This is a genomic window from Butyrivibrio proteoclasticus (assembly GCF_900115735.1).
GTDB classification, from domain to species: Bacteria; Bacillota; Clostridia; order Lachnospirales; family Lachnospiraceae; genus Butyrivibrio; species Butyrivibrio proteoclasticus_B.
The window spans coordinates 1-12,389 of record NZ_FOXO01000041.1; the positions used below are offsets into that span (position 1 = coordinate 1).

The 12,389-nt window shown below is 34.8% G+C and carries 11 protein-coding genes; 3 read left to right on the plus strand and 8 right to left on the minus strand.

What is annotated here, in order from left to right; translation table 11 throughout:
• Window positions 1–253: ATP-binding protein (locus tag BM146_RS17170; RefSeq protein ID WP_177201725.1), on the plus strand; the 253-nt coding region annotated here is incomplete at its 5' end.
• A 195-nt stretch (window positions 254–448) separates the two neighbouring features.
• Window positions 449–1,354 carry a hypothetical protein gene (locus tag BM146_RS17175; protein WP_074891705.1) on the plus strand — a complete coding sequence of 302 codons (906 nt, stop codon included), beginning with the start codon at window positions 449–451 and terminating at the stop codon, window positions 1,352–1,354.
• 7 nt (window positions 1,355–1,361) lie between these two features.
• Here the strand turns inward: BM146_RS17175 and BM146_RS17180 are convergent, their stop codons facing one another.
• From BM146_RS17180 to BM146_RS17210, 6 genes are all read right to left on the minus strand, one after another.
• Window positions 1,362–2,369, minus strand: coding sequence for a glycosyltransferase family 2 protein (locus tag BM146_RS17180; RefSeq protein WP_074891707.1), 1,008 nt, complete (start codon window positions 2,367–2,369; stop codon window positions 1,362–1,364).
• A gap of 54 nt (window positions 2,370–2,423) precedes the next feature.
• A complete protein-coding gene (locus BM146_RS17185) occupies window positions 2,424–3,605 on the minus strand; it encodes a CgeB family protein (RefSeq protein WP_074891709.1) in 1,182 nt (393 codons plus the stop codon).
• A gap of 207 nt (window positions 3,606–3,812) precedes the next feature.
• The gene (locus tag BM146_RS17190; RefSeq protein WP_074891711.1) at window positions 3,813–4,187 is read right to left on the minus strand and encodes an HAD family hydrolase; all 375 of its coding nucleotides are present in this window, start codon (window positions 4,185–4,187) and stop codon (window positions 3,813–3,815) included.
• The gene (locus BM146_RS19050; protein ID WP_242949433.1) at window positions 4,165–6,276 is read right to left on the minus strand and encodes an SIS domain-containing protein; all 2,112 of its coding nucleotides are present in this window, start codon (window positions 6,274–6,276) and stop codon (window positions 4,165–4,167) included. The genes BM146_RS17190 and BM146_RS19050 overlap by 23 nt, the downstream gene beginning before the upstream one ends.
• 70 nt (window positions 6,277–6,346) lie before the next feature.
• Complete coding sequence (locus BM146_RS17205) at window positions 6,347–7,285, minus strand: hypothetical protein (protein WP_074891713.1); 939 nt, start codon at window positions 7,283–7,285, stop codon at window positions 6,347–6,349.
• An 82-nt stretch (window positions 7,286–7,367) separates the two neighbouring features.
• Window positions 7,368–9,584 (minus strand): glycosyltransferase family 2 protein, encoded by a 2,217-nt coding sequence (locus tag BM146_RS17210; RefSeq protein ID WP_074891715.1) that lies wholly within the window; start codon window positions 9,582–9,584, stop codon window positions 7,368–7,370.
• A 151-nt stretch (window positions 9,585–9,735) separates the two neighbouring features.
• Between BM146_RS17210 and BM146_RS19685 the strand changes: the two genes are divergently transcribed.
• Window positions 9,736–9,936: a hypothetical protein gene (locus tag BM146_RS19685; RefSeq protein WP_177201726.1), complete on the plus strand. Its 201-nt coding sequence runs from the start codon at window positions 9,736–9,738 to the stop codon at window positions 9,934–9,936.
• Window positions 9,937–9,958: 22 nt separating this feature from the next.
• On the opposite strand, the gene BM146_RS17215 is transcribed toward BM146_RS19685, so the two are convergent.
• Both BM146_RS17215 and BM146_RS17220 read right to left on the minus strand, forming a co-directional pair.
• Window positions 9,959–11,125 (minus strand): CgeB family protein, encoded by a 1,167-nt coding sequence (locus BM146_RS17215; protein WP_143087532.1) that lies wholly within the window; start codon window positions 11,123–11,125, stop codon window positions 9,959–9,961.
• A gap of 31 nt (window positions 11,126–11,156) precedes the next feature.
• Complete coding sequence (locus BM146_RS17220) at window positions 11,157–12,200, minus strand: glycosyltransferase family 2 protein (RefSeq protein WP_074891720.1); 1,044 nt, start codon at window positions 12,198–12,200, stop codon at window positions 11,157–11,159.
• Between the last annotated feature and the right edge of the window lie 189 nt (window positions 12,201–12,389).

The following is a 12,389-nucleotide window of genomic DNA, read 5'->3' on the forward strand; positions in this document are numbered from 1 at the left end:
TACACCAGAAGAGCAGACAGACATCTTTGAGCTGCTCCACAGAAGGAGAAAGAGATCCTCCACCATCTTCTGCTCTCAATATACAAAAGAGGGTTGGTATGAACAGCTCGGAGGAGATGATTCCCCTCTGGCAGATGCTATACTAGATCGTATCGTACATGACGGATACGTCATCAACATCGTTCCAATAGATCCATCCAAGGATCTTTCCATGCGAGAGGTTTATGGTTTATCAGAAACTGACCGTATGTAATTGTAAAGGTACAAATAAAGGTGGCTCACGCTTGTCCGGACACGTGGCTCACGCCACACCGGATAGGCGGCTCCGCCGCACAAGAATATTCATCTTATCTCCTTTTTCGTCAATGTATACACTTTATATTATAATGTGTATAATATTTAATCATAGGACGATTTAAGATGTCACAATTAAAAGGAGCGCTTCTCTTTGGATATCAGCATTTTAGACAATGAATTTTTTCTATATAACTATGACTATTGTTATCTTGAAAGTATGCACTGGCTTTTTAACTCCAAAATTATCCCTGCCGAAAATATAATCACAGGATTGAGCTATGGACTTGACGGAATAGAATGTTCTTGTTTTGATAGACCAACCCTTAGCTTTTGCATGCATTCACAAGATGTATTTTATGATACTCATCATATCGTTAATATTCTAAAAAATGATAATAATCATATCATAAAAAATTGTTTATTTGCTTTTGGATATTATAGTTTCCACTATGATTTATCAAAAACCATGTTTAAGGATAGGTGCGTAAATGTTTATTATCCACTTTTTAAAACCACGCATAACTTATATGTGGAAAATATTGAAAAAAGAATATCTATAAATAATTTGTCAGACCCTGACTTCATTAAAGGATATCACGCGTTTTTTAAAGAAAATCCTTACTATTTCAATAACAAAATAGTAAGGGACACTCTTGACAATGCAGTCGTTGCTAAAGGTGGTTGGAAAAATATCACAGACGAAGAGAGATTACAATTTGCTAAAAACAGAGCTATCATTCAAAACAAACATATACATCATATTGAAACACTAAAAGAGAATGTCGCCCTATTTTATAAAATTTGTAAAATTCTTACACAATGTAATATAAAAATACATGTTATAATCATGCCTTTCTCTCAGGAATATGCAGTTTTCATTAATTCTGAGTATAAAAAAATGATTTATGGAATACTAGATGAAATGCCTTTCGAAATTAATTTTATAGATTTTAATGACGAACATATTATGAATACATGTGATTTTATGGATCAGGATCACCTTACTCTTGATGGTGCAAAGAAAATATCAAAAGTAATCAATAGCCTATTACTATAGCAGTACTTTATCCATACCTCTTATCACATTCTTCCATTATCTTTATATCAAGTTCTGCTATCTTGCTCATTATCTCATCATTTTCTCTATACGAGCAAGTTACGACTCTGTTTTTGAGTTTGGCGAGTTTTTCTAACATTCCTTTTTCCTTTTCGCCTACGTTCTCAAAAAACAAATTAATATTTTTTTCATCAGCTCCATATTTTGCAATCTGATCATACAGACATCTGTTTATCCCATATGAATACCAGTTAACTTGAGCATATTCGATTACTTCTTTACAGCTCTCATAATCAGGAAGCTTATGACACAATTTATAGGTTCCATCGATAACTCCATAGATACTCCCATAATACCTGTCAAGATCAACTATTTTGGTATCTGACCCGGGAGCATCACTATAATAATATAGTACCTGTCTCACAGCCCATATGTTCCTAGCACGCAAGCACATATATTTTAGGATATCATTGTCTGAAAGCGTTCTTACATAATTTCTCATTTTTATCGGGGGATCAAAAAAGAGCTCTCTTTTAAACAACTTAGTTACCAAATAGCCTCCTAATAAAATAAGCGTTTTTCTTTTCTCAGCATCTAGTTCCCCCTCTGCCGACTCCGGTGTTGATATTGAGGATGCCCCGGCAGCTTCTGCAAAAAAACCGCAATCAACTATATCTGCATCTTTTTCTTTAGCTTTTTCATATAATAGCTCATACATATTTGAAGCAATATAATCATCACTATCACAAAATCCTATATACTCGCCCTCAACAAAATTAAGCCCAATATTTCTGGCACCACCACACCCAAGATTAACCTCGTTATTTACTATCTTAACTTTATCCGGAAATTGTTCTTCACAACGCTTCATTATTTCCCAAGTATCATCTTTTGAAGCATCATTAACAACGATTATCTCAATATCTTCTAAAGTTTGGTTGATAAGGCTAGTAAGACATCTTACCAATGTCGAATGAGCATTATATGCTCCAACTATTACACTTATTTTTTTCATTATTTTCCCTCTCAGATCCTTGTCAATCTCACTTAAAGTGTCTGCACAGTTTGATTACGGCGTAACAATATCTAGTATTTCCATAAGCCTCTGCTCATAGGTATGTTCTGCACATACTTTTTCATAACCTTTTTGAGCTATTTCACGTCTTTCATCATCATGTTCCAAGTAGTATCCTATTTTTTTCATTAAATCATCTCTACTCTCGTAATAGACAAATTCTTCCCCTGGCACAAAAAAGTTAAACAAGTCCTCCTGATAATTAGTCAAAAGAAATCCCCCACATCCTAATATATCCATAATCCTTAATGGAATTCCCCTTTGTATGCTCCGAAGTGTGATATTTAGATTAATATCAGAACACTTGAAAACATATGGCATCCCAAAGTAGTAATCTGTTTCACCATGATTATTTACTCCCTTAGGAGAAAAAGACTTATCTTTTGTATAAAGATCAATGCCAAATTTTTCTCCAATCTGCGTTAAAATCTCGGTTCTCTCAATAGATGTTATTTTTCGATTTATTACATAATTCGAATACAGGTATTCATAAGTCGCAACACTGTCACTGCTTGGTTTAATTCCAAGAGCATTGACCATATCCTGCATGACAACAGGTGGTATCGACTTTTCAATAATATTCAGGCCATCAATCTGCATCTGCGATTTCATAAGACCATCCAGATACCCCTTTGAATAATCTGAAAGTTTATCCGCAATATCATCAAAATAGGTATGATCTTCACAGTACAAACTGCCAACAAAAGAAATCCTCGAAGAGTATCTCTTTTGCTTTTCAGGTGTGATTTTCAGCCCATCATATCTATGAACTGCTGCTGCCATTGGAAGATAGTAAACATTTTTAATGCCTTGAGAAGCAAACACTTCATACATTTGGCTGTCAAATACAAATACATAGTTACAGCTATTGATAAGAGTATATGAATATAGTCTGACGCAAGGATTGTCATAAACCCATGCAACATACGTTATCCCAATTCTATTACACACTATTGAAACCAGCGGAAAATAGTTAAAAGAAAAAACAATATCAGGATCTTGCTTTTTTATAGCATCCTCAAGAGTCGTTTCATACTCTTTATCACCATCATCAATATGATTGTCAAAAGGATGCATAAAAATATCAATGCTATATCCACTTTTGTTAAGATTATCAATAGCATCAACTATGTCTTCATTTCCTATACTTTTCCAATCAAGAAAAAATATTTTCATCCCTGTTCCTCTTCAAAAGTGTTAGCCATATTTATTACTTCCATGATCAAATATTCGTAAAAGTAACAATAACCATCAATCTTATCGAAATATGGTTCACTATATATTATAATAAATATAATCGATAAAAAGCAGAGGGGTAAACTATGAAAAAAAGAATGAACGTATCCTCGCTCTTAAGCAATAAATAAAAAACTCAACCACAATTTATAGTTCTTCGTCCACAACTATATCCATCTGCGGAAAAGAATCCCTTTGCAAATTCACAGCTTTTCCCATTTTTAGTCCACTTGGTTTGTCATCATTTAGAAGGATTCTTTCTCCATAAGGTGCCTCAAAAATAATATGATCATACCTTACTCCATTCTCTTGCAAAAATGATTCGGTTAGATTCTGATATTCCAGCTTTCTTGAGGTAATAAAAACAATCATATCTTCATCTGAGATATTTCTAAGAAATTCTAAAGCCCCGGGCAGAAAAGTATCATGCCCATCATCTTTATAGCCGTTATGCTTAACTATCGTCCCATCAAGATCAAGTATCCATGTGTGCCCTAATTTAGAGAGTATAATCTGCTCCATGTTGTAACTTTGCTCCTATCGCTCCACCGGGATGGTTTTCTTTAAATACATCCAAGGTTACATTCATTCTTTTGGCCAGCTGTATAGCAAGTGTCTGCAGTACTATCAAAAATAGTGTCGTTGAATTATTCGGAATAACATTCCACAGATCGCCTTCATGCTCAAGTGGAATAATGATGCGATTCTCTATTGTATCTACAAGAGTCCCTTTTTCGTTGCAACACATAAGCCATAATACAACGCCCTCTCTCTTGCGAATAAGGTCAACAAGATAAACTGATTCCGTAGTACTGCCACTCTTCGTAAGCACAATAAGTACATCTCCCGGCCTTATCATTCCCATATCGCCATGAACAGCCGTATTAGTGTGAAGGAACTGAGCTTCCATTCCAAGAGAAACCATTGTTCCCTCAAATTTCTCACAGATAGGTACATTTTTACCAAGTCCCGAAGCAATTATCTTGTGTCCTGACTTAAGTGCTTTTTCACAGTCTGTAATAAGCTTATCCATATAGCTCATAGATATTCCGCTAAGAGAATCATTAAGTATTTTGACATTTTTATCAAAATAGCTGTAGGCACTTTCCATTCCAAGTGCATCTTCAAGATAATAAAGGCCATTATAAAAAGCACCACATATGGAATCATAATCTTCCCAGGCATATGTAGTCAGGCTAAGCCATATAATAGCAAGTAAAATCTTCATCTGTCTTCTTGTCACTTCCCCTTCGAGAAGTTCAAAGAAGTACTCTTCCATATTTTCCCAGCTATTTGATCCAATCTCTAATAAAACATCTTTTTCACGGATGTCCAGACTAAATCGCTTTAAATTAAACTGATCGTAGTTACTAAATAAGCTGTAATAGAGTTTAACCCAATCATAAGCAACATCACCATAAAACTTTGTGCTTCCAAAGTAACCTCTCGGATCAATGAAAACCGGTTCTATATCATGGCGAAGCATAGTGTTACTAAACGTGCAATCTCCATGAATCAGCACATATTCCCTGGGAGCATACTGCATTACAAGTCTTTCAACTTCTTCCTGATGGTAAAAGATATTTCGGCATACCTTTCCATTTATCGTTACAGTCTCATCATTTGCGAAAGGCACAAGATCTCTAACCTTTGAAAGTCTGTCATAAGTCTTATCAAGATAAGCTTTTCTGTAACTTTTCTCATCATATGGAACAGATTCCATCTGATGAATTTCTCGAAGACTATTTATGATATTCTCAAGGGCATATCTCTTCTGTTCATTAGGCAGATAGTTATACTCATAGATACATTTTCCATCAATAAGTTCCATTGTAAGTGGGTCATAAGAATATATATAAGGAATAGCATTGTAACTCTTGCCTTTTAGCTTCTTATACCAGGCTATTTCCTTATCAGCCAGTTTCTTTCCCTGTTCGTCTATGCCTGTTTTTACAACTTTATCCCCCTCAACAGTAACCTGATTAAATGGTCTGCATTTAAGCTTTGATTGTTTACTCCACTCGCTGTATAATCCGTACTCCTTGGTTTTTAATAATGGCTGTTCTTCAAAATCAATATTTTTTTCACTAAGATACCTTACAAACTCACCATCAGACGGAACATCAGATAAGACTTTCTTATCACGGAAAATAAAATGTCCCGCTACTCCATGGACATCACTTCTTTCTTCTGTAAATTGTCCATTTTCATATTTCCATCTGCAAGAAAAGTCCTTGGATATTCCAACAACATTCTTATCATTTTCCGGGATTTCGTATTCATCAGACAAAACAAGGTCACACCAAATCAGCATAAAGCGCTCATTATCCGGGATATAGTCCAAAGCTTCGCTCAGTCCAGCGCATGTCCCGGTATGTCCACTACCACATACCATAGTGTAATCAACTTCAGCAAATGCCTTTAGGTACTTTTCCAAGACATCATATTTATAATCACCTATAATAATGTATTTTTTATCGGGAAATTTTTTAAATAAATGAAAGATCATCGGAAGATTCTTAACAGGAACCAGTGCCTTAGGCTTATTTCTTGTCAGCACCTGCATTCTTGAGCCTTTTCCACCTGCCTGAACAATTATATAATCCAACATATACATCCGTCCTTCCAAACATTATCTAATCATTGATAGAATATTAATAAAGTTCTTTGTATATAATCAATCACGCTGATAATAAATCTCCGAGTCTATTGATGATTTTTTCTTCATTTTCCTGTTCATATGCAATTTCTGTAAACTCACCAATTCCAAGATGTTGTATGCTTGACCAAAACTTAAATTCCCCATCAACAACTTCATAGTCCTGTGTATAAATCACAGCCAGATTGGCTCCGCACGCCGCAAGATAATCACAAATTCCACTTCGTAGCCCAATGAACAGATCAATATATTTTGACATTCTCTGGAGTTCATCAAGTGTACTTGATAAAGGCTCCGTTTCGGGAATCATCATCTCACAATCAAGCCCGTTATAATTTGTGTAAACTTTATAACCCTTTTCATTTTTTAGATATTTAGCTAATCTTGTCCAAAAATCTGTATCAATTGTTTTAAATGTATTAGCTGCAGGGAGTAACAAAACTGAATTTTCATATCTATTCTGCATTTCTGCATCATATTTATATGTTTTCCGCATCATTGAAGGCATAACTTTCCCTTCAAGCCCAAGTATTGAACAACGCTCTGCTTCTATATTCTCATATTTGTCAATCCCCATGGAGATCGCGTATCCATCATTTTTTAAAACAATGAAACCGGGATGGTTTCCGTATATTATATGATTACTATTCCACAGTTCATTTCTTACTATATATAAGCAAAGAGCTTCCATCTCAACATTTTCTATTCCCAGAACCATATCCACTGCTTCATATTTGCCCGGAATGCTCTCTTGAGATTTTTTTACCACATATAAAACTCTGCAATTATTCTTTTGTTTATAAGCCTCTGCATATGCAGAAAACCAAACTGTATCCCCTAACTGCATAGGTGAAATAATAATATCAGTATCATTGGGACGTTTTTCCTTAAGTGCATTGTATAACTGCTCCCCAACTTTATATTTTTCATCAATATATTTTATAAAATCTTCCCAATCCATAATAAGCTACCTTCCTTTTTTCATTATCACACGCTTGCCAGATAAACTATCACTTGACAATACTTATCTTCCTGATGTTTTGTCAGCCAAGTCCCTCCGCAATTACATCATACTTTTCAAGATCCATAGGTAGTTCATCAATTTTTCCATATACATCAATACATGATATAGCATACCTTCTAACAATCTCATTTTCTTCCACACCAGCTAAAATCGCATTTGGATACAAAAAATGAATATGTCCCAACATGTTTCCACATCCACATCCGATATGAACCACTGAGAATTTACTTTCCTTCGCGTACCCTTTTTCGGCCAGTCTTTTTATAAAGCTATATTCATTAGGACTCATAGCTGCATATATGGTACTGTCGAATCCCCATTTCTTTACTATCAACTCTCTATGTTTAGTAAACAGCTCATGTTGGTCGTCTCTTCTTGCAAAGCTCTGACTTCCAACATGATAAATAAAGGCATTATGACATACCATAAGTCTATAGCCATGTGACCTAACATTGAGGCTTAGATCATCATCCTCCACGTAACCGGGATTAAAATTCTCATCAAAGCCACCCGTGAGTTCATATGCCCTTTTTCTAAGGAGCATGGCAAATCCACAAATCTTACTTTGTTCCTCGCATGAGTTATCCATTGGCACATTATTTTTGGCTCCATACTCAACATAGAGCTCCGGTCTGTCAAAAGAGACATCTGCATTTTTGTCCGCGTCCGCATAATTTTGAATAGCTCCAACGCCGCCAATATCATCAGCTTCATAAAGAGCCATTCTCATCCAAAACAGCGCATTTGCAGGAACTCTTGTATCGTTATTAAGGAAAAACGGGTCATGCCCATCCGGAACATACTGACATGCCGCATTGTTTCCACCAGAAAACCCAAGATTCTCATCATTTAAAACAACTATCGCCTCATCCTGCATTTCTCCCCATTTAGCCAGCCACTTTTCCGTCCCGTCCTTGGATCCATTATCAAAAACTATCAATGTATAGCTATCGGGATTGCAATTATTTAAAATACTCTCAATACATCTTTGAAGAACATACGTATTATTGTAAGAGAGAACTATTATCGCCGCCTTATTTACTGAAATATTCCCGTTATGTAAAAGATTTTCCTTCTTTTTTGATATTCTGTTTTTTTCTTCGCTGTCATCACACAGATATTCTGCATTTTCATAGCATAAAAAAGCCTGATTACTATTTTTTGAAATAAGCAAATCACCTAGCTTTTCATAGTCTTTATATGTTTCTTTATTTAAATACTTTAATCTGTCCTCAAGCGTTATATCATCCCCTGCATTATAGGAACCGGAAATATAATTAGCTTCAAGATTCTCTTCTCCCCACACTTCTTTGTATCCATCTTTGTACTCTAACTGAGCTGCCTGAAGCATCTGCTTCGGAGTCAGTTTATCCTGGTAATATGGATTATCAAAAAGGTTTTTGTTATCTTCTCTTACCGTATGCCCTTTTTCAAAAGAAATGGCATCAAAATCTTTTGAAAGCCAATTAAAATCTCTATCCGTTATCGTTTCAACAGAAAAGAAATTCCCCGCCTGTCGAAATGAATGCCACTCCCTAAGTTTATATGCACTGGAATGTTTCAATGCCACAAAAGTTCCGTATGTCTCAAACTCACTAAACGACGAATCCTGAATCTTATCCTCTGGAATAGCATTGATTATTTTTTCCCAGAACTTTTCACCTATTATTTCTGAATTGCTCTCAATATCAGCAATTAACTCTCTCATATACTCCGTTTTTATAAGCATATGTTCTGAAATAAAAGACTGTCCGATAACCTTATTAAACCCCGGAAGTATAACTCCCATTGTTTCAAAGTACTCCGGATGATATTCATGTTTAAGATCAAAATAGGGCTTACCTGTCTCATCATTAAACATTTTTACTTTTTTACAGGGAATAGTATCCCCATCCCAAACCATGTAATACTCATTTTCACAAGATAAGGAATATTGCATCTTTAAGAACTGTTGATAATACCACCCGGTAATTCCTCGTGGAAGTTCTCTTCCTGCCAGTATATTCGTAAGCTTTTGCTTCATTAACTGATGAACATCATCAAACGCAAGAAGTGAATTCTCATTTAAATATCCTACCCTTTTAAGTGCGTCTGAAGAACTATTTATAGTTTTCTCTATCCCTTCTGCACCTACAAACAGTAAATTGCCAAAATCCAGATTATCCATTAACCTTGGATACAATGGAAGCAATCTTTCAAAATCTTTTGGAGTTATAACTACCAATATATCAATCATCACTAATCTCCTGAAATAATCGAATCAGTTTTTACGCCTCCACTCATTTTCAGACAAACTTCAACCTTGTGCACTTTCTGTTATTTATATTATAATAATTAATGTGCATTATTGCGTGTCTATTTTTATAAAAATCTCATAAAAATATTGAATGGCTGATACCTATGATGCCGCCACTTTCGAAAGGTACCAGGAAACAGAGCCACAACTCAATGAGTTGTACAAAAATCCACGATATCGTAAAAAACTGACCTTCGAACAGTTTTATATTTCAGTTTTGGAAAGCGGTGCTATGGGTGAATATAATTCTAACGGCACTGTACTGATCGATGGTTTTATCGCTCCAACCTAAACTATAATAATTGAAAGTGCTCTCAATCACTAATGACTGAGAGCATTTTTTCTATTCTATCAGGGAATGTAAAATCTTTTCTTACTCTTTCATAACCTGCTTTTGCGATTTTTAGCCTTTCATCTTCATGTTTTAAATAAAAATCCATCTTTCCCATAGCATCTTCAACATTTTCATAATATGCTATTTCGCCGTCATCAAAAAAATCATCTATTTCTGATTGATGGGTTGTAAGAAGAAATCCTCCGCATCCCAAAACATCCACTACTCGCAGCGGTATCCCAGTTCTATTCGCACGCAAAGTAGGATTCAGATTTATTTTTGTAGATTTAAAAACAGCAGGCATCTCTTCTTCATACCCTACACCTTCACAAAGATCTACCTTATGTTTTTCTAATAATTCCCTGTTCTGATCAGATAGCTGTGACAGATAAAGGCGTGTACGGTAGCCTTCACCTGCACTTAATCTAAGAAGAGCCACTCTTTCCATATGAGTAATATGAGAACAAATGGCATAAAAGAGCTGTTGTTTATTGGGCTGAATCGCATATTTGGACTGGGATCTGTAATAAGCACAAACCCCATCTGTAAATTCATTGCTCAGTGCCGCATCTATTACAGAGCTTCCTGTATATTTCATCTGTACAGCGATTACCGCATCTATATAAATCTGTTGTTCTTTTGACATAATGGATCTAAGCCCAAGAAAAGAGTCCGAATTGTACAATCCTCCAACCAGTGCTACATCAGATTCATATTTTTTTTCGGATTTAATCTTGTCCAAACGCTCGGTATTTACTGCTAGAGGAAGATAATATGAATTTTCAATCCCATAGTCATCTTTTATGGCTTGATAATCATATTTACTAAAAAAGAACATTCTGTTAGTACTATATTCAAGCGTTTCAGAAGAAATTATTTCGGGAGGACTGTCATACGTCCATGAAATATAATAAACGTCTTTCTCATGGCATATTCTCGATACTATTGGATAATAATTTGTTGTAAAAACTACATCAAAGTCATTATTTTCAAGTTCATGGGTCATAGCTTCTTCAAATGATTTATTTTCATATTTATCATCAAGAAGGTATTGTATGTACTTACATTTATGTCCCATCTTTTTCAGAAAAAACATCAGGTCATTGATTTGAAATGATCCAAAAAGATCATATACTAATATATTCACATTCAATCCCTTTTTATATACAACCAATCACTTATTTACTCATGATAAGCTTTACACTTTTAGCAAACACTTGAAAATCAGCTTTATTCATTTCATTAAGACAGCTCTGCAATATCAGCATATATTCCTCACTTAGCTCGCCCTTTTCAATATAAGGATTCTTCATAATATCAGGTATATGCTCCTGCACGACAGCACAAAGCATCCTATAATACGAGTACGGAGGCGCATCGTAACGAAGTGAGAGCATTTTCCAAAAAATCAGCACACAGGAATATACATATTCAACCTCTATCTCATCTTTAAAAAGTTCCATAAATCTCCGTTTTTTTAATTCATTCCATAAAAGCACCTGATTTGTAAGTAAATCCAGGTGATACATTTCATTTTTTGAAAGCCCGGTAGAATTGGTATTTACATAATAGTGATATAGCTTTTTCTTTGTAATACAAGCTTTCTTAACATACATATTAAGAAGAACGCCCCAATATGAATCCTCGTATGCCAATCCTTCTGTAAAATATATCTTGTTATTAACAAGAAGTTCTTTTTTTATTAGTTTGCAATGGGCATAGTTATTTATTATTTTGCTATGGAATACTTTTTTTCTGTCTTCATTATCACGAATAATCATTTCTTCTTCATTAGTTTTTTCTTCACTCAAACTACCACTATTTACAAATTCAAGATTCTCAGACGAATCTCTTATGAACTCGCATTGCACAACATCATAATCTCCACGTATTGCAATATCATGCAATATCTTGATATAGTCCTTTTCAAGCCAGTCGTCAGCGTCTATAAACGCTATGTATTTCCCTGTAGAATAATCCAGTCCTATATTTCTTGCCATTCCCTGTCTGCCATTGGAACTTAATCTTATAACTCCCAGTTGATCACTAAACTTTTTTTCCCATGCTTTGAGCTTTTCAAAAGTATTATCCGTTGATGCATCATCAACACAAATAACTTCAAGAAAATTCATATCAATTTCTTGCCAAAAAATAGATTCTAATGTTCTGTCTATATATTTTTCAACATTGTAGCAGGGAATTATTACACTGACCTTGTCCATTACCGATCCTCAAAGCAATAAACTTGAATTCATGTATAACTATATCACAATTAATTATATATTATTAACCGTAATATAGCACTTACTAATTTGCTACAATGTGCAAAAAAAAGAGCTCCGGATAACCGGAGCCCTTTTGGTAGCTTGCAATGTTTTAAACAGACATTTCAAAACTATTAAATTATGACA